Genomic DNA, 19,120 nt, shown 5'->3' with positions numbered 1-19,120 from the left:
CTATGTGAGATCGATGATAGTGGAAGACCGCTACATCTCGGTTCCCGCCGCGCGAACTCTGCGTTCGAGCGCCCGGACGATACTTGCGCTACCTGTCCCTTGCACATATTCGAGACGATCTCTTACCTTATCGAAAGCACGATAAACTGCGTGTTTGGCGGCACCCCACACGAATAAGATGACATCTGCCGTTGCTGCTGATGTGGTGCCTTCGCCCGCAGCATGATCCGTCACTATAACGACATGGGCTTGCGTGCGATGTTCGATTTGCGCGGCCGCTTCTCGCGCCGCACGTTCATGCAACGATACTATTGCGATCTTCTTGAACCCCGCCGCAAGCAGCGGGTCGTCCGCAGATTCGAGGGGTTGCCAATCTCCACCGAGCGCTTTGTCGGTCGTGGCCACGTCCAGGCCGAGGCGGCGACCAAGCCGATACCAAAGATGCCGGTCGGCGACAGAAAACCCTTCATGGTCAATGTTTATGAGGCCGGCACCCGCGTACCATACGGCAAGATAGTCTTGAGCGGTACTCTGCTCAGTGAGAAGCTCTAGTGCTTCTCCAAGCCAGGCAAGGCGCGAGCGGACCGGCCGGGCTTCCCACCAGCGCGTGACCGCGGTTGCGACCACGCCCTCCAAGCGGCCGTCGAGACGCAGCAGTGCGTCCGCCATGGTGAGCAGCAACTGTCCGTCTATCAGATCGGTGGACAGTGCGCGGTTCGACGACCAGATGTCGAGCACCGCCTGATAGAGTGTAAGGCGTTCTCGTCGCGGAAACCGCTCCTCGCAGACATAGGCGTCGATGACTGTCGTCAGGACCTGATCAGCCTGGGCGCGCTTCTTCGTATCCGCTGTGATGCCCGAGTCCGTGAAGAGTTCGATGACGAAGTCGCCGTCACCCGGATCGCAGGCGTCGGGCATCAGAGCGGCGTGCTGGAGGAAAGCCGCCAAGGGCTCGTGTGCGCTGGTCGCAACGAGCGTAGGAACGTCCGACCAGCCGAGCGGCGGCGTGGGTTCGGCCGTGACAAGGACCCGCTCGGCTCTGTCCGTTTCACCCTCGGCAACAGGAGGCTCGACGGGCTCTACAATTGGCGACGCGACCGGCTGGGCTGCGGTCTTTGCAACCTGTTGCGGTGCGGGTTCTGAAGCTGGCTGCGGCGCGATCGCCGTCAGACTCGCGGCGATCGCCGCAACGACCGTATCGCCCGAAAAACGGTTTGCCAGTTCATGGAGCCGGAGCGCGTCTTCCGTGACCGCCGCCTCATAGGCCGCCATGCGCACGACTGCTGTATCGGCATCATCCGCAGGATGATCGGCAAGCCCGGCAAGCCGGTCGCACAAGGGCAGATAGGCCGCAAGGGCAGTCTTGATGTCCCCGGTAGCCTCGTGATCAGCCAAAAAGACCGCATGGTGGGCCAGGAGCACGCTTTCGACGACGCGCTGGGGCACCTGCATCGACAGAAGGATGTCTAATTGCGGATTATCGACGATCGCCCGATCGTCGCCAAAAGCCGCCGCGAGGCGAATGCGCATCGAGAGCGCATTGGACGCCGTATCGAGTTGGCGCTGGTCGATTTGGTCGATCGCCTGGAGCGCCGTGTCCCGGTCGCCAGTAGCGAGCCCCAGCGTGAACTGGCGGCGCAGCATTTCAAGGGTTGGGCGCAGCTGCGACTGGCGGGCGGGTGCTTGCGCGATGACCGCGCGCATCGTGGCCAGGCGCGCGATGAGATGATTCGTGTCCGCCGGACGGCTGTGCCAGCGGAAATAGCCGTGGGGCGACTGCGCCAGCAACAGCGACCCCATTTGTCCACTCGCGCCGCCCTCCGTGACGATCGATGGCGCGGATTCCCAGCCGAAGCTCGGAAGAACCCAACACCGCAGATCCTCGATCACGCGCCGAAGCTCCTCCGCCGTCGGACCGAGGGTCACCCACATGACATCCTGCCTGCGAGGATAGGGGAGAGACGCGGCCTTGCCGCCGAGCGCCGCGGCGATCTCGCCGGCGAGCGGATGGTCGGCGGAAACGTTGCCGTTTTGGGATAGCGAAAAAGCCAAATCCCCAGGAAGTCGCGCACCAAACATGTCGAGCATTGACATGATCGTGTTGTTGTCGCTCATGCAAGCGTCTTCCAATGACGGTCGAACTCGAGATAGGCCGCCGCAATCTTTGCGGGCACGCCATTGCCGACGACGCTGTGATAGACGACTTTTTCGCCGCGCACGCGAACTCCGAAATGGGTGAGGTTCATCGATCCCTCAATGTAGAAGGTTGGTGCGAGAATGCCCTTTTCGTGGAACTTGTTGTCGCCGAGGCGACACGCCACGCGCGATGCATTCCTAAGCGCCGGGGTGCTCATGAAGGCGCCCGAGCGGTCATTATCGGTGGTGAGCAGTCGCACATCGAGCTTGGTCGAGAGCACGCTCAAATAATCCGAGAAACGGATCCATGGCTGCTCGGCGAGACGCGGAAATAGCGCGGCAAAGTCCCTAAAGCGGTTATCGAACAGGTCGAAATCGGTGATCCAGGGGCTTGCAAAATAGGCCGGCCGGTCATGCACGCCCAAGAGCAGGAGCGACGCCAGCGCCGAGCGCAGCAGGTCGGGAAGCGGCCAGCCGCCGCCGTGGGTCCAGATGTCGCGGCTTTGCAGCACGGGTCGCATCATCGCACTCCCATGTTGCGGATTTCGACGCCCACGCGCCAGCCGTCAGGATTGCGCGACACGCCGCTCAGGATAGGCCAGACGAGCAGATAATCGCGCTCAAACGGCTCCGTGAGGAGCGTCTGCAGCGCCCGCGCGATTTCCCCCAGGTCGTCCACGGCGCCGATGATCTCAACCCTGTCCTCGTTCGCCAGCAGAGCCTGGAGCCGCTCGACCCAACCCGGCGCTACCGAGAGCGACGGCGTCTTGGGCCCCGAAGCGCTTAGCCAGTGGTCGGTCAGTTCGCGCGAAGGACGAAAGTCGCCTGCGAAGCGATTGGTGTTAGCAAGGCATTGCGGACAGCTGTCGTGGCAGCCGGGCAGCAGAAAATCCTGGATCCGCGCGAACAGCTGTACCTCTGTTGGCTGTTGACCGGTCTTGCGCTCGATCATCGCCGAGAAGCGCCTCCGGACACTGGGGGAGTCGACCAACAGATAGGCGAAAACGCGCGCATCGATGGGCGCACCAAGCCGCCCTTCTCTGTTCGCCCACAAGCGGTTAAGGGCGTCGAACCAAGCGTCGGTGGTCGAGTCGCTGCTCTGTTGGAGCAAGTGGCCGGTCACTGCAACGACATTTTGGCGCGATGCACCAAGGCCCGCCTCTTCCAAAGTCCTAGTGAGGCCCGCTTGCGCGGAGAGAGTTTGCTGATAGCCCCGCGCACGCCTGACCGTGTCGAAGGCGTCTGCGAGCGCCTCCGGCGTGCGGGCGCGTGCTGCGACGGCGACCAGGCTCTTGCTAATGTGCGCGCGGGTGCAGAAGCCAAGCGCGTGCGCCAGCGCCCGCTCGAACGCACCGTCACCGTCGAGCGACGTCTGCACGAAAGCTTCGATCTGCCCGATGCCGCCGGGTGCGCTTTCCGAAATGACGATCCGCGGATTCCCGTCATCGCTGAGGACATCCACCATGAGATCACCCTCGCCGACATCGGTCGCAATGGCATGGACGGCGCTGAGGCAGGCCTCGGCGAGCGTTCGTAAATGGCGCTGGCGCAGCCAGGCCTCGAAATCCTCGCCGAGGTCTGACCACAGCGCGGTCTCGGCGCGCGAGATTTCTACGCCGCAAGCGGGGTCGGACCAGAGCGCCTCGAGCCGCTGACGCGTCTTGCCGCCGGCATCATGATCGTCAGCATCGTGATCGTCGAGCGCGGAAACGCTGAACATACGCGAAAGCACTCGCCCGATCGACGCTACCCGCTTGCTGGAGAGTCGCTCCTGCGCCACCTTCAGGCTGCACTTGCCCTTGAACGCCGTCGCGGTGAGCATCGCAAGACTGGTTTGCCACAGCCATTCGAGCGTAAAGCTGCTCGCCGCTTCACGCAGCAGCGACGAGTCCATGAGCAGATGCTTGAAATAGTCCTGGCGCAGCCGGCCCATGGTCGCCTCATCGAGCGACGGGCGGGAGCGCAGATGCTCTTCGCGAATCTGGAATACAAGGGCGTCTACCGTCTGCTCAAAGCCGACGAACTCGCGCACCTTCTCGCCATCGTCCGAAGTTGACGTGAGCAGGACGGTACCGCGGCGTTCAACGCCGCGGTTCATTAGGATGTCGAAGCGGCCTTCACTGGTGCGACGGCGAATCAGCACTGCATTAAGGTCGCCGTGAAGATAGGCGCGCGTGTCGTCGAAGACGTCTTGCCAATGTTGCCGGTTGAACAAGGGAAGCGAGCGCCCATCGCCGACACGCTCGGCGCTATTCACCCAGAGCCAGGCGGCATTGCTACTGTCCTTGACGTCGCGCGGCCGCTCGACCAGTGCCACGCGCAGCGGCTGGAGTGCTGCCGAGGCCCGGTCAGTGCCGATGGCGAGACTGTCGGGGAAGAACTGGCGCGCCGGCACCATGACTGGACTGGGCGCGGTGAGAAGCTGCTCGGACCCGGCGAGCCAATAGCCGCGCTCCTGGCGGCTTACCGAAAAGCGCTTGGAGACGCGCCCCGGACAAGATTCAATGAGTTGCGCCGCGATCCCGCGGGTCTCAGTGTCCTTGTTCGTCCCCGGAAAGTCGACCGTCACATCCGACGCCGCGAGATCGGCAAAGGATGCGGCGGGGATGAAGCTTGGAAGCGGCTGGCGCGCAGCGCTGTCCTCGCGATCATTGCTCCGGCGTAGATCGGCGAAACGCCATTCGGCCTCGAGCTTGCGCAGCAGCGACGGCACGGCGTGGCGAAGCACTGGCCGTGGCGCTTCCCAGAGCATCGTGTCGACGATCCGGTCGATGTCCTCGTCGCTCGCGGAACTGAACCGCTGGGTATGGCGCACCACCCAGCCTAGATCGCGGCGGAAGGCGGCATAGTCGTCGCCGAGATCGAGCAGGCGGCGCAGCAAGGCGACCGCGCGTCCGCGCGCGCCTGCGTCATATTTGCTGGGGCGCCGCAAATAGCGCACCGGATCCGCTGCGCCCACCCGCCGGCCGAGCCAGTCGAGCAGGAAGCTCGTCGCCTGGACATGCTGTACATAGGGATTGAGCAAAGGCACCTTGATTGGTTCGACGTCCGGCTGGAACAGGCGCTCGCTGTTCTGAAACAGCCAGCGGTCGCGGCCCCAGTCCGACAAGATCACGAGCGTCGTCGGTCGCGAACCGCGCGTGCGCCCCGCCCGACCCTTGCGCTGCAGGAAGGATGCAATGCTGCGCGGCGCCTTGTGGTGAACAATGGCGCCGACATCGGGGTCATCGTAGCCGACCTCGAGGCTCGCGGTGGCGACGATGATGTCGGAGGAGGTATCGGCGCCTGGGTCTTGAGAGCTGCAGCGGCTCACTCGAGCGCCCTGGCGGAGGTCATAGCCGAGCGTATCTGGCAGCGACCAAATCTGGCCGTCCGCAAGCATTGCGCGTTCGGTCGACTGGCTTACCGTCTGGCCGGATTTGTCCGGCGGCAGCCGATACTGGGCCAAGCGGTTCCATTCAGCGTCATCCAGATCGGGGAGCCAGCGGTTGAGGCTGTCAAGTTGATCCGTAAAGCCGAAGACCTTGCGGAGATAGAGCGACCGACCGGCAAGGCTCGTCCCCGGCGGATAGCTGACATGGGCGGGTGTCAGCAGCCGCGATTGCAACATGGCTGCCTGGATCGACGTGGCGAGCAGCGAGGCGCCGGACGCAGCGTCGCCCTTGACGATGACGGTGTAATCGCGGCCTTCAGCTTCGAGTTCGTCATCCATCGGGGTGCATTCGACCACGCGTTCGGGATTGACGCAGCCGATCGTTGCGAGATGTTTGGGCGCGTCACGAAGCGTTGCCGACAAACCGACGACATGCAGTCCCTTAAGCCGCGCCGCCTGACGCCAGCGCGCGATGATCCAGGGCGCTTGGGCGCCGCTCAGCCCGCTGTAGTTGTGGACCTCGTCGAACAGGAACAGCCGCGGCTTCTCTTCGACTCCGATGCCAAATGTCTTGGCCCAAGCCGGATTGCCGAGCTCGCGATGCATCATCTCGAGCGACAGGAACAGGATATCGGGCGGATTGGCCTGCAGACCTTCGCGGGTCAACTGGATGACACCATCGGAGATCTCCGGCGGCTCGTCGAGCGCGTCGACGCGATAGAGGGTGGTCCGTCCGGCCTTGCGATCGGCATCCAGCCAGACGAGTTCGCCACGGCTGACATGAAAGGGCGCGCGAAGGAAGGGCACCACCCATCCGCGATTATGTACGCGCTTCCATTGTTTGAGGAACCGGCTCTTGTCCCCAAGATCAAACTGGTCGGCGGGCGGAAGATCCCCCAGCAAAGCCCCGACCGTGATGGGCCGAATGCCATTGGCCTTTAGGAGTGTGCTGAGCTTGCCCGCCTCGGAAATCGCTTCACGGAGCTGATCGGCGAGTAGGACATTTCGCGGATAGACCGCAATGACCTTGGTGAAGCGATTGGCCGATCTGCCGAGGTCGCCAGCGATCGCGGTGAAGGCGGGAATGTAGAACGCTTTAGTCTTTCCCGCACCGGTGCTGGCGCAAACCACCGTCCCGCTTTGCTCCTCGGCGCCATAGGATCGGAAAATCCGCTCGAAGGAGCGCACCTGGAACCCGGCGAAGGAGAAGGCGCCTCCTCCATCTGGCCGGGACGCGAGAGCTTCAAACACTGCGCGCTGGAAGGTCGGCTGTGACGCATACGCCGCCATGCTGGCCCATGCGGTGTCGGCGGTGATGCCGATCGCTGGATAGCGTCGCGGTGCGAGATGGAGCTTGATGTCGGCGACAAGGCGGCGGCCGCTCGCCCAGTCCTGATAGCCGAAGCGCTGGCGCAGATGCGCAAGCAATCGAAGGCCTTCGGCAAAGCGGCTGCGGACGCGTCCCGAGCCATCGGACACCAGATGCAGGAGGTCGGCGCGCCGCATTTGGGTCAGCAGGGTGCCAAGATCGAGGCCGTCGGTGGCAAGCGCATCCCATGCCTCGCGCAACGGATCGGGCGCGTCGGTCTCGATGAGAGCCGAAAGGTCGGCTTCGTCGAAGGCGACATCGTAGAAGCCCCAATTCTGGAGCCGCTGCTCGCATTCTTCGATGAAATTGAGGAAGTCCGAAACGAACGTCGGCGATGGGATGGTCATTTAGAGCCCGACCTTCAGCATTGACCAGACTGCCGGATTGGCACCAAGGAATGCGAGCACCTCGGCATTCTGGAGATCCTTCGCCTTCGCGCGACCGCTCGCCGCATCAATCATGAACTTGCCGGCATGCCCTTCGAGACCTAGATTGGCGATCGAGGCCGGGATGCGCGCGGCGTTCGCTACATAGACTTCTGCCGCATCTGGAGTCGTGGGCGGGGTGTCGCGCCAATCTCCGAGCCGCGCGATCGCGGCATTGAGCGCTGCTGCACCAGGAAGGGATGCGCGTTCGGCGGCTTCGGCCAGCGGCTGGTAGCGTTTTCCCTGTTCGTCGACCAGCGTCCGCCAACCCTTGGTAACAGCGTCCGACGTATTTTGGAGGCGCTCGTTGATCGCAGTTAGCGTGACGTCAGCCTGCTTGCGATCGAAACCCGCTCCGGTTTCGAGGCGCGCTTTGAATCGCGCTGCGCTAGCAGACACCTGCGCAAGGCCCTGTTTGGCCTTTTCGACAAAGTTTGCGCCTTCGACCGCCTCAAGCGCCGAACTCAGGCTGCGCAATCTTTCGGCAAGGTCAGCGGAGCTCCTGAGCTTGTCGCGGATCGCGACCATCTCTCGCAACTGGGTGGCGCGCTTCTCCTTGTCGGGGATGCCTTTCATATATGCGATGAGGTCTGAGATCCGGCTCATGCCACGACCCCCTGCGCAACATCGCTGATCCGTCTCAACTCAGCGACAATCTCGCCCTCGATCACGTCGGGGTCGCCCTCCCCACTCATATGAGCTTGCTTCGCCTCGGCAAATTCGTTTGCTGCTTCGATCAGGAGCCGACATCGCTCGACTATGGCCGCGACTTCAAGCAGCGCCTGCGGATCGAACAGCAAGACATCAGTGTCGTTTGCCCCTTCCGCGACCGCGGCGGCGTTCACCAACATTTGGGCCATAGGCGCACTGCGATCGGCAATCTTGTCGCGTCTGAAGAAGTCGGTATCGGTAGTCGGCCAGCGGAAGGATGACTTTAAAAGCTCGATGAGTCGAACCATGTCCGCGATGAAATCGACGAAGCCAGCATAATCTCCGCCGGTTGCAAAACCGTTGCGCGCCAGCACATGATCGATCTTGTGAAGCAACTCGCCGATCGCTTCGCGCTCGGTCGCGATCGCGTCGGGTAGCGCTGCCCAGGCCTTGAGTCCGTCGAGCGCTTGGTAGCGCGACTTCCAGTATCCCGCCGAAAAGCCGGGGGGAAGGGGCGCGATCGAGGGATCACTGCGCGCCTCGGTGATTGCCTCTATGATCACCTGGGGGTCGATGACGAGTATGCCGCCCGTCGCCCCTTGGGGAAGATTGGTCTCCTCGACGAGAAATGATTGCAGCATGCGCCGCCGCTCGGGCAGGTCGCTATAGAGTTTGCGTAGCGGATCGGTGAGGACCGTCGGCAGCTTTATCGCCTCGATAGAAGTCACGTGTGACAAGGCGGCCGGCGTATCGCGCGGCAGTTCGGCGCGGCGCTCGATGATCGCCGACATGCACAAGAACTTAGTTGCGTGCTTTATCGGCACGGTCGTTGAAAGATCGACGGGATCGAGCGAGGCAAGCATCGCGTCCTGGTGCTTGCGCAGCCAGCGCGCCACAATCCTCTTGTAGCGCTCGCCTTGCGGAAAGTCCCACGTTCCCATGCCTTCGACCGCATGATGGGTCAAGGCGACTATGAGATCATGGCTGTCTTGGGTGCGCTCGAAGGCGAAGGAGACCCTGTTTGGCACGGCCTGGGTGGCGGAGTCCTGGATACGTATCGAACCACGATTTGCCTCACGCAACAGACGTTGGGCGGGCGTCGCCGGAGACCGGATGTCGTCGAGCGGAAGCGCACCTTTCAAGAAATCGAGCAGCATCTCCTGATAGTCTCTTGGGGTCTCCAGCTTCTCACCGGACCACCAGCGCTCAAGCCGGTTGAGAAGATCCGTGAGCCGCTTGTGTGTGGCGGCATCGACCGGGGCTGGTGGCGGTGGGGGCACCACTGCGTCGCTGCCGGTAGCTTGGCCGCCGGCTCCCTTTGCGCTCGCAGCAGGGTCGCGAACCGTCTGGATCGATTCGCCACCGGCGGCCTTAGTGCTGAACTCCGGCAGGCTGAACGGCTTAAGCAACGCATTCAGGTCGCTGGCAATGTCAGGTACTCTGGTCTTGCGTGTCCACGCTTCGACCAAGAGGCGCAAACGTGTCTGATCGCCAGCCGCCCATCCGCCGAGATAGGTTTCGGCGAGCGTTTGCCAATCGGTTGGGGGCTGTCGGCTGATCGGCAGGGTCAGAGGATAGCGGTCGCCTTGGTCGAGCGCATCGATATGGCGCATCACCGGTTTGGTAATATGGTCGAGCAGGCCACGTTGGGTCGGGCGAACGCCTGTCTGCGACTTATCAAGATGGTCGAGCAGATAAGGTGCGGTCCCCGGCCGGAAGGGAAACAAGCCAACGACCGTGTCGCCAAAGGCCACACTGCCGAACGCTGCATGACAGGCCTCTCTTACCGGGCAGTCGTCACACGCGCTGACGCTCACATCGCCCCCCAGTTGCCGATGATCGGCGATTAGGGCGACCTGCGGTTCCGGCAGGCGCGCGGCATTCAGATAGCGCGCGATGAAACGATCAATCTCCGCATTATCGTCGGCCCAGAATGCAGCGGTCGCGTCCTCGGGAAAGGATAGAATCAGGCCGCTGCCGGCAACGCGTTGATATTGGTTGTCACGCAGACGCTGGTAGGCCTGCTCCGTCATCCCGAGGACCGACGTGAGATCGCAGAGGCTGGCGTCGTCCTGCGGCTCGACCGCGTTGACGACTTCGTCGTCGAGCACCGAAAGCGTCGAGACATCTTCGATCAGCAGCACTAGCCGTTTGTTCTCTTTTTGCAAATCTTGGCGGATTGAGCGCAGAATCGTTGAGAGTGCCGCGTTGCCGAGGCCGGTCAACTCGCGCAGCGCGGCGCGCAGGCTTTCGTTGCAGAGGCGCGCCGCCTCTTGGGCGGACTCCGGCTCCTCCGCGAACTCGTCGATCAGCCGGCGGACATTGGCTGTGTTGAGGCCGTGGCTGCGCTGTTGCGGATTGTCGATCCGGAACTCGTCCGCTGTGAAGGGCGGAAAGCTCTCGCGGTCGCGCACTTCGCTCGGGCTGATCAACTGCTGGATATTGCGGTCGATCACCCCGCCCTCGCGGCAGAGCCAGGCACCGAAGCCCTCGGCGTGGAAAGCTTCGGCGAGATGGCGGATCGTGCGCGGCAGCGGCGGCCTGCCCGCCTCTTCCCAGCGAACACCGAGTTCGAGATGGAGTTCGGTCGCAAGCTTCTTGCGCGCCTCCTTCTCGGAGATGCGGTCGATCGCGGATTGCACCGGCTCAAGATATTTGTGAAAGCGGCGGGGCAGTTGCTCGACGAGTTGCTCAAGCGCATCCTTGAGGCTTCCGGTGCGCCGCCGCACGAGCACAGGCAGCACATTGGCAAACTGTCCGGTTTTCAGCGCGTGGTCGTAACGCAGTTTCACCCAGTTAATGAGATGCGACTTGCCGGTGCCGGGCGCGCCGTGCACCAACACGACATTCTCGCGCGCGCTCAAGCGCGCAATATGCTCGAACACCTTAGCGTCGGTGAGCGTACGTTCGGTGTCGCCGACGCGGACGTGCGACATCGGCGCATGCGTGGCGAGGAAGCGCGAAACGCTTTCGTCGCCCATCGCGGCGACAGTCCGCACTGTTGCCTCGATATTGGCATCGGTCCAGCACGGTTGCCCCAATCTGGTGGGCACGACGATCGGCTCAGCCATTGAAGCGGGTTCCCTTGGCCGGGGCATAGCGCACGCTGGAGACACGGTCGGACTTTAGATGAACCCCGTCCCGCGGCGGTGCAGCCTTGGCGATACTCAGGCCATCGCTATCGAGCGGGCAGTTGAGCGTTAGCACTCCGTCGAGATGAAGGTCGACCAGCGCATGCGACAGACCGAGTGAAATCACGCGGGTGGATCTGTCCCAGTTCGGATTGGCTCTCAGGAAGAGATGCCCTCCGTCAAGTTCGGGGCATTGCTGAGACAATCTGTCCATGAACGTGTCAATCGAAAGATCACGCTCCGGGTTGAAGACGGCAGGAAGTTGCCGCGCCATACGCTCATAAGGGTTTGGGTGGAAGCGTTCCTCGCCGTCGTGCCAGCCTAGCCCGCTATAGCGAAACCAGCGCCGGAAGCCCCGATATTTGCTATCGTTGAACCGGTTCGGCTGCTTGGCTCCGCCGAACACTTCCCGCTCGAAGCGCGCTTCCCAATGGTCTCCCGCCTCTTTGCCAGCTGCAGCTGACTCGTCCCGCCCGAGCAAGAAGGCGTAGAAGAGCCCAAACCAGGGTTCGATCTTGTCGTCGCGCAGTACTTTGTCGTCAATGGCTTCGACCACAGCCGTCCGAGCGGAGCGGTTGTCGCGAGTGCGGCTGGCGCGGATCATACCGTCAGCATGGTCCTCGATGAGATCAAGTTCCCGCGCCGCCGTGATCGCGCGGCCGGCCTGGTCACTCTTGCTGGTCCGCGCCGGAAGCCCCTCTGGCTGGAGTAGCAGGCGTATCGTCGACGAATCGAGCTTGCGATCGCTCATTGAACGGACCACTTCGAGCAGCATTTCGACGCGAGCAGGGGTAGCTTCAGAGTCCGTGAACATTAGATTTGTGTCCGCCATTCGTCATAGGATGGAAAGAAGAACGCGCCCTCATGGGTGAGCAGGACGCGGTCATTGGCATCAGTGATCTGCGCATCCTTGGGGAAGAGATGCGAAATCCGCGCCCCGGCGCGCAAGCGAAGCACCGCGCGATCAGGTATGCGCCCATGGATGGCGACGACATGCTTGTCGGGATCTATATTGAGCCTGCCAATCTCCCGCGTGTCATCGAGCCGATAGAAGTGCCGGCTGGCGGGGAGGAGGCGCACCGCCAGCGCCGTCGTCAACTGCCCAAGAAGGTCGGGTGCGCAAAGGAACTGGAGGAGCCGCTGCTCACTGATTAGGTCGGCCACGCGATCGGCCAACGCGCCGATCGCCTTTGCGCCGTTTGAGAAGATTTCTGAGGAGACGATGTCGAGCCTTGGCTTGGTCGGTCCCAGCGGATCGAAGTCCAACGCCGGGATCGAATAGCGATCGAGCGGTTCGTCGCGGCAGGCGATGCAGCCGCCACAGGCAATGATCGTTTCGGCGCCATATTCGCGGCGCAGCAGCCGACAGATTTTGGCCGTGCCTGCGAGATAGTCGTCGAGCGCCCTGATGCCGCGGCCTGCCTCGCGCAGATCGTGTTCGCGCGGCGATTTGAGTAGTTCTGCGATCCGAGGATCACTTGGCACGAAGTTGCAGCGTAGGCGCACGCGCTCGACCCGACCTTCTGGAAGAGTGCTGTCCTCTTCGAACTGGAGGTCAACGAGGTCGATCAAGCGGGCGCGTGCCATCATCAGCAACAGCCGCTTGTTCCATCGGATATTCTCGCCATAGCTGCGCCCACCCATTAGCCGCTCGTGCTTGGCATTGGTCGGAATGTTGAGAATGCCGCCCTCCTCGTCGCGCGCCGCGCCCAACATCGTCTGCCAGCGCAGCGAGATGAGGTCAGCGCCGAGCATTTTGGGCAGCAGGCTCGTCGCTACCGTCCGATCCTTCGGCATCAAGGGTATCCAAAGCGCGATGGACTTCGCGCCATCGCGCCCGCCGCGCCCGACTTCCTGGTAGTAGCGATGGACATTTTCGGGGTAGCAGGCGTGAACGACGGCTCGGACATCGGCCTTGTCGACCCCCATACCGAAGGCGGAGGTCGCCACCATAATCTCGATCTCGTTGGCTCGCCACGCGAGCAGCAGCCGGCGTCGATCAGCGCCGGAGGTATCGCCGTGAAAGCATTCTGTCGCGGCAAACCCGATCTTGACAAGCATGTCGCGGAGCCGAACAGCCTCGCCGACCTCGGTTACATAGAGGATCAGCGGACGAGGCAGATGGTGAAGTGCCTCGACTAGCGCCGCCTCGCGATCATCGGGCATCGTGAAGCCACTGCTGAAATAGGAAATCTCCGGGCGCAGTCGCTGGCAGGCGAATTGTCGCCATAGATCGCCACCGAACATCGCGCGCAGCAGGTCGAGGCAATGCGGGGTGAACGTCGCCGAAAGTAGCAGAGTACGCAGCGATCCTCCGCTAGACTTCAGCCATTGGCTCCGGCGGAGTGCGAGTAACTGGAATTCCACGCGGAAATGCCCACCCCAGGAATCGATGATATGGGCTTCGTCGACCACCAAAGTGGCGAGCCGACCTGTGGCCGCCAGATCATCGATCACTGGACGCAAGCTGCCTGACACCAAGGATTCAGGCGATGCGAAGAGTAATCGGCAACTCCCATCGCGCAAGGCGGCGCGCACCGCTGCGGGATCGCTTGCAGTGTCGCTGGCGGAATAATAGCGCGGGCCGAGATGCGGGAAGTCGGCCAAGATTTCCTTGGCGGCGATGTACTGGTCGATCGCGAGCGCCGTGGTCGGTACGACAACGATCGTAACACCGGCGCTGAACCGCGCGGCAAGTTGGAAGCTTAAGCTCTTGCCCGCGCCGGTCGGCAAGCCCAGCAAGGTGGTCGAGCCGGGCGGTGCCGTCAGCGCCTGCCAGCAGGCCTCCTTCTGCGCTGCGGAGTGCCAACTGCGCATTTGCCCTTTTGATAGCGACCACAGCCACGGCTCTGCGGGGAGGCTCTCGTCGGGTGTCGCCAACAAGGGCGGTTCGTCAAGCCCCTGGCCGTCGGGCCAGATCTCTCCGGAAAGCCAATCCGGGCAATATGGAGCAACGATCAGATCGCCTGCCGCGGAAAGCGTGACCCCGCATGCCTCGCCGACGGCGGCGAGTTCGGACGTCCAGTTCCCGATGAAGAGCCTCCCGCGCGACCAGCGCACCGCCTGCCGCAGCAGTACGCCATGATCGAGCGTGGGCGTGGAAGAACGCTGGAGCAAGGCCAAGAAACGCCAACGGGGATAGTCGGGGTGCCAGGTCGAGGGCGGCGATACGATCATCTCGGGTGCAGTCCCGGTCGAAAGAGCGGCGCGAAACTGCTGTGCTAGGGTTGGTCCTACCGTCGAAGAGGCAAAGCTCGCCATGTCAGCCCCGCACGTTGACGGCGAGAAAGCCGATCGCGTCGACGACAATGTCCCAACTGTCGATCAGCGCGGAGTAGCGCTCCAACATATCCGCTTCCGCTGCTCCGGCGGCATCGCCCCCTTCAGTCAACTGACGCCGTTGGAGCGCAACGCGTTCGCGTTCGGAAGCCAGCGGCTCGGTCAATTCCTTTGCGAAAACCTGTCTTACGGTGGGGATGTCGTGCTCCATTGCGTGATTGAGGCAGGTCGACAGATCACCATCGACGCGCCGGACGAACTGCTGAACCTCGTCGCCGCTAAGATCGCGCCAACGCGGCCCCTCACCCTTCGCGGACAGTGAATTGCGTAAGGTGGCCAGTTGCTGTCCATCGACCTTCTGGCCCTGGAACAAGGGCACGAACAACGGCCGCCGCCGTGTCCCGAAGATTGCTTCCGCGAGGTTCAAAAGACTTGGCGAGATGTCGCTCGTGTCGAGGCGGGGTCGCGCCGCAATAATCATCTCGAGGCCGATAAAGCTGGTCGCGCCCGCGGCTTGGCAGGCAATCGCATAGGTCCGCCCGGTCAGACGATGGCCGAGTGATTTGACTACAGCATCAAACAGCGGATTGCCGTAGGTGAAAAATTCTGCGTCGCGCTGCCGCTGAGCGAGCGCGCGCCGGAATGTGCCGATGCGCTTGCGAAGCTCGCCATCAGCGTCCTTGTCAACGATAGTGAGTTCCCCGTGCCGGACATTCTCGGGCCGCAGGCACCAAAGGCCCTCGGATCCGTCCGCGCTCTCGTGCCTTGAAACGCCCTTGCCGCCAGCCAGTAGCCGAAAATAGTCGAGAAAGGCGGCCTCAAGCGCGGGCTCAATTCCCGGCGCCGGCGTGTGGATGAAACGTTCAGCGCGCGCCGCATGATACGAAGCTTCATCGAGCAGTGCCTCGCTATCGTCGCGAACGCGCTCTTCCGCGGCAATCGCCTTCAGCCGCGGTACTAGGTCATGCATCTCATCCTGACCACCCGTGAGCGCCGCATCGACAATCTCGTCCTGGAGGTGGCGCAACGCGAATTCTAGGCCGCTGACCGACGTCCCGAACAGGTCGAGTCCATCATGGTAGCAGGCAAAAAGGCCAGATTCCCACGCGCCGGCGCTGACGCAGATATGCGAAACGACTTGGTTGGAAATGGCCTCGCGGCCAAGACGGTCAAGGCGACCGATGCGCTGCTCGATTACCGCAAGGTGCCAGGGGAGATCGGCGTGGACGAGACTATGTGCGAACTGGAAGTTGCGCCCCTCTCCACCGCTTTCATCGCTGACCATGATCGAGACGTTGGATTCGGCACGGAAGCGCCGGACATTTTCCTCCTTGGTAATGTCGTCGAGATCGCTGCGGAACTCGGTCACGAACTTCTCGCCGAACGTGTCCTTGAGGAGCGTAGCGAGTCTTTGTGCAACGCCGGGGAAGCCTGCAAACACCAGCGTCTTCCGGTCGGCGGCGATCTCTCCGCGTAACAGTGAGACCATCACATCGCAGCGGGCCGATGACGACTGCGATGATTGCCAGTTGGACGCCAGACGGAGCCCGGCTGACAACAGGCGGGGATCAACGTGCGCCTTGACACCCGCGCAGGCGGTGTACAGTTGGACGGCCCAGCGCTCACCACCCAGACCAACTACCGCATTCAGCATCTCCCGGCCATAGGAGTTGACTGTTGCCGCCTGTGCATCGCGCAGCGCGGTTAGCACCTCTAGCGTGGCGATGGGATCGACCAGCGCTTGCAGAAGGATGCGGCTAAACGGACGTAGGATATCGCGCGACAGGCTGGCGTCGGCGGCGAGCGCCGCAAGCATTGCCTCGGCTGCAGTAACTGCCTCGCCTTCGATCTGATCGGGCTCGTAGCGAAGCGGCGTCGATATGCGGGTAATCGCCGCCAGACGATCCTGGCTGATTAGGCGTTCTCGGCGATTGCGAAGGATACGGCGATTGACGCGATAGCGCTCCGATACTGTTAGATGGACCTCTCGCGCAAGCGACGCAACGCGCTCTGGCTCGGCTTCGGCGGCGGCAAGCAACGCGTGAAGTTGCTCGTCTTCTCGAAGGATCGGTAGCGACACCAGCCGACCAAGGCGCGCGATTACATCTTTATTGGTGGCCTCGCCGCTCACTAGGTCTGTGAGATCGTGCGACAGCAGGTTGAGCCGGCGCCCGAGCGGTTCCTGTGCTTCGTAGATGGCGAGGAATGCTTCTTCGCCGGTGCCGTCCTTGGCATAGGTTCGCGGGTCGAGCAGCGCGAGAAGGCGATAGAGTTCGGACTCTCGCCGCCGAACTGGAATTGCGCTGAGCAGCAAAAGGTCACGCGCGCTGCGCGAGAGTTGCTCCACCATGTCGTAGAGGTGCGGCGCATTGAGTAGATGATGGACCTCGTCGACCACCACCAGATCCCAGGGAACTGCCAGCAGTTCTTCGTCGAGACCGTCGAGCGCAAAATTGGTCGAGCAGATGACCTTGGACCAGCGACGTAAGTCGATAGACTCGATTGGATGAAGATCGGCAAGCTTGAACGCCTGCCCACCAAAACTGCTGTGCATTTCGCACAGCCATTGGCGGGTCAGCGGGCCGGGCGTGAGCACGAGAACGCGGGCGTCGGGGCGCCGCGACAGAAGATCATGCAAAATGACCCCGGCTTCAATCGTTTTGCCGAGGCCCACTTCGTCAGCAAGGATGTAGCGCCGCACGGGGTCGAGGATGACGGTTCCCGCGACGAACGCCTGATGAGGGTGAAGGTCGATCCGGCTGGCCAGCAAGGCTCGCAGGCCGCCCACTTGCCGGTTGAAGCGCGTGAGCGCCACAAGCAACCGGTGCCGGGCAGAAAATAGCGCATAAGGATCAATTCGTCCCTGGAGAAGGCGCGCAGGAAGACTATCAGTGAGGCTCGCCGGCAGCGGCAGAAGTTCGATCTCACTCACCGCCGCGCTTAGACCATCCTCATAGATAACTCGGTAGCGACGCGGTCCCACTTCGTCGCCTTCGACAAGGGCATTGATAACGCATTGCCCTTGCGGGCCGATCGCCAGTGCCCCGGGATGGAGTACAACACGCTTAAAGTCGCCGCCTTCCAGCGCACTACGCGAGAAGAGGCGCCGGCAGCCGACATCGCATAGCTTGACGTCGATCGTGCGTCCATCAATCCCGATGATCTTGCAGCAGCCGAAGAGCCGATGCTGAAAGAGGTAGCCTATCATCGCAGCTGTCAAAATTGCCGCTGAACGTGTTGCCATAGAGGAATCAGGCCCCGTAACGATGCGGGTGCCACATTTGTCCCGGCACACGATGGAACGCTCGGCCCCTTAAACCCGACAAAAAAGTCGATCTGAAATCACTTGTCGTTCGCATCTATCCGCCCCCCGAGGCATCATGCAGAATTGATTTGCCATACGCAATTGCGGATTAGCCGAAGGGGGGCTTAAACACTAAGGAATACTTCAACCCCTGCTCTGTGCCGCATAGGCATCCTTTACAAGGTCATGCAATAGCCATGAAGCAATTTATTGCGAAAAGGGATCTGCTGGCCGTTTGGACTTCGGAAAGACACGGCCAGCTTGGGTTGGCAAAATAAAGAAATGGGTTGGGGCAACGCGGAACTGCGACCATTGAGGCATGAAGAGCACCGGCCGACGAGTCTTTGTGCGCTGGCTCCGGATTCTCGAAAGTCACTTTTGGCGAATCACGCAGTACCAGAAACTCCCGGAGGCTCTTCCGTCATCAGTAAGACGGCAGACCGGAGATTTAAGCCATGCTAGATGCGGGCGAAACTGCTGAGGGGGAGAATCGTGAGCGAGAATCAAAATGGAGAAACCGGGCCGCGCGCTGAGAAGATCGGCACTGATGCTGACCTGGGGTGGTTTAGAGCCATCGTTCGCTCGTTTTTTGACCGCAGTATCGACTTCTATCCTCGCTTGGGAGCGCAAAAGATCGAGAGCGTATCATCGGCTGTGATCATCAAAGAGATGGTCGAGGCGACAAAGCATTGGAAAGAAATCGATCCTAGCGACCTGCAACTGGACAAAGCGATCGAGCTCGCGCGGGCGTCATTAAACGAGGCAAAACAACAGACCGAATATCAGGACCAGAAGGCAACTCGTTTGCTTACTGTTACAACATTTCTAACTGCCTTGGCTGGAGCGTTCTTTGCGGCTTTTAGCAGCGACTACCCTCTGCAGACAATCAGTGCCGTCCCATTCTGGTGTAAAGTACTTCTTGCAGCCACGTATTTGACCTTCTTTCTCTTCGTGTTGTCGGCGTTGACTGGCGCCCTAGTCACCTTCCACGGTACGCGAACCACGTTCAAGTATCCGGCCGAGGCGACAGTGGATGGGCAAGCCGGACCGACTCGTTCCTACCTCTTCTTCCGGGAAATGATTGGTGTATCGCCGACGGGCTGGGTCAATTCCTTTGTCACTACCCAAGAAAAAGATGGGAAAAAAGTGGCTGTACTTAGGTCAGACCTGAAGGTTAAATATCTAGAGAATTACGTTAGTGAGGCATATTTGGTCGCTACAAAGACCGCAGACAAGCTTCGATACCTCCAGCCAGCTCAAATTTTGCTTGCTTGTGCACTTCGTTTTCTTATCGTATTTATTGTTCTCCTAATGATTGCCAAAACCGCTATCAATCCAACGAAGCCGACGCCGGGCTCTTGCGGAATCGAACTGACCCTGTCACGGGAACCTGTGGTCCACAATTCCGTATCAGGGACTGCAGCATTAAAGCCGTGTAGCGGACAGTGACCT

9 protein-coding genes are annotated in these 19,120 nt (G+C 61.7%); 1 reads left to right on the top strand and 8 read right to left on the bottom strand.

Translation table 11 applies throughout. The features are described 5' to 3' along the window. Nucleotides 1-30: 30 nt before the first annotated feature. The 8 genes from NKJ89_RS04495 to NKJ89_RS04460 all read right to left on the bottom strand — a co-directional run bounded on the left by NKJ89_RS04495 (nucleotide 31) and on the right by NKJ89_RS04460 (nucleotide 17,572). Nucleotides 31-2,115 carry a hypothetical protein gene (locus NKJ89_RS04495; protein ID WP_352600257.1) on the bottom strand — a complete coding sequence of 695 codons (2,085 nt, stop codon included), beginning with the start codon at nucleotides 2,113-2,115 and terminating at the stop codon, nucleotides 31-33. Next, nucleotides 2,112-2,660: a hypothetical protein gene (locus tag NKJ89_RS04490; RefSeq protein ID WP_352600255.1), complete on the bottom strand. Its 549-nt coding sequence runs from the start codon at nucleotides 2,658-2,660 to the stop codon at nucleotides 2,112-2,114. The genes NKJ89_RS04495 and NKJ89_RS04490 overlap by 4 nt, the downstream gene beginning before the upstream one ends. Further along, on the bottom strand, nucleotides 2,657-7,225 hold the full coding sequence (gene dpdJ / locus NKJ89_RS04485) for a protein DpdJ (protein ID WP_352600253.1): 4,569 nt from the start codon (nucleotides 7,223-7,225) through the stop codon (nucleotides 2,657-2,659). The genes NKJ89_RS04490 and dpdJ overlap by 4 nt, the downstream gene beginning before the upstream one ends. Next, nucleotides 7,226-7,909, bottom strand: coding sequence for a hypothetical protein (locus tag NKJ89_RS04480; protein WP_352600251.1), 684 nt, complete (start codon nucleotides 7,907-7,909; stop codon nucleotides 7,226-7,228). After that, complete coding sequence (locus NKJ89_RS04475) at nucleotides 7,906-11,025, bottom strand: hypothetical protein (protein WP_352600249.1); 3,120 nt, start codon at nucleotides 11,023-11,025, stop codon at nucleotides 7,906-7,908. The genes NKJ89_RS04480 and NKJ89_RS04475 overlap by 4 nt, the downstream gene beginning before the upstream one ends. Further along, nucleotides 11,018-11,899, bottom strand: coding sequence for a hypothetical protein (locus tag NKJ89_RS04470; protein ID WP_502904081.1), 882 nt, complete (start codon nucleotides 11,897-11,899; stop codon nucleotides 11,018-11,020). Before NKJ89_RS04470 ends, NKJ89_RS04475 begins: the two co-directional genes overlap by 8 nt. Next, a complete protein-coding gene (locus NKJ89_RS04465; protein ID WP_352600245.1) occupies nucleotides 11,899-14,262 on the bottom strand; it encodes a DEAD/DEAH box helicase in 2,364 nt (787 codons plus the stop codon). Before NKJ89_RS04465 ends, NKJ89_RS04470 begins: the two co-directional genes overlap by 1 nt. Nucleotides 14,263-14,347: 85 nt before the next feature. Beyond that, nucleotides 14,348-17,572, bottom strand: coding sequence for an SNF2-related protein (locus tag NKJ89_RS04460; protein WP_352600243.1), 3,225 nt, complete (start codon nucleotides 17,570-17,572; stop codon nucleotides 14,348-14,350). A 588-nt stretch (nucleotides 17,573-18,160) separates the two neighbouring features. Here NKJ89_RS04460 and NKJ89_RS04455 point away from each other — a divergent pair. Then, nucleotides 18,161-19,117, top strand: coding sequence for a Pycsar system effector family protein (locus tag NKJ89_RS04455; protein WP_352600241.1), 957 nt, complete (start codon nucleotides 18,161-18,163; stop codon nucleotides 19,115-19,117). The last annotated feature ends 3 nt before the right edge of the window (nucleotides 19,118-19,120 follow it).

Origin of the sequence: Mesorhizobium sp. M0047 (genome assembly GCF_040323315.1) — a bacterium.
Classification (GTDB): Bacteria; Pseudomonadota; Alphaproteobacteria; order Rhizobiales; family Rhizobiaceae; genus Mesorhizobium.
This window is presented reverse-complemented; position numbering and strand designations above follow the sequence as displayed.

What these genes read in the sequence shown, in the direction of transcription:
- NKJ89_RS04495 (WP_352600257.1), bottom strand. Translation starts at nt 2,115, where the DNA reads ATGAGCGACAACAACACGATCATGTCAATGCTCGACATGTTTGGTGCG.
- NKJ89_RS04490 (WP_352600255.1), bottom strand. Translation starts at nt 2,660, where the DNA reads ATGATGCGACCCGTGCTGCAAAGCCGCGACATCTGGACCCACGGCGGC.
- dpdJ (WP_352600253.1), bottom strand. Translation starts at nt 7,225, where the DNA reads ATGACCATCCCATCGCCGACGTTCGTTTCGGACTTCCTCAATTTCATC.
- NKJ89_RS04480 (WP_352600251.1), bottom strand. Translation starts at nt 7,909, where the DNA reads ATGAGCCGGATCTCAGACCTCATCGCATATATGAAAGGCATCCCCGAC.
- NKJ89_RS04475 (WP_352600249.1), bottom strand. Translation starts at nt 11,025, where the DNA reads ATGGCTGAGCCGATCGTCGTGCCCACCAGATTGGGGCAACCGTGCTGG.
- NKJ89_RS04470 (WP_502904081.1), bottom strand. Translation starts at nt 11,899, where the DNA reads ATGTTCACGGACTCTGAAGCTACCCCTGCTCGCGTCGAAATGCTGCTC.
- NKJ89_RS04465 (WP_352600245.1), bottom strand. Translation starts at nt 14,262, where the DNA reads ATGATCGTATCGCCGCCCTCGACCTGGCACCCCGACTATCCCCGTTGG.
- NKJ89_RS04460 (WP_352600243.1), bottom strand. Translation starts at nt 17,572, where the DNA reads ATGATAGGCTACCTCTTTCAGCATCGGCTCTTCGGCTGCTGCAAGATC.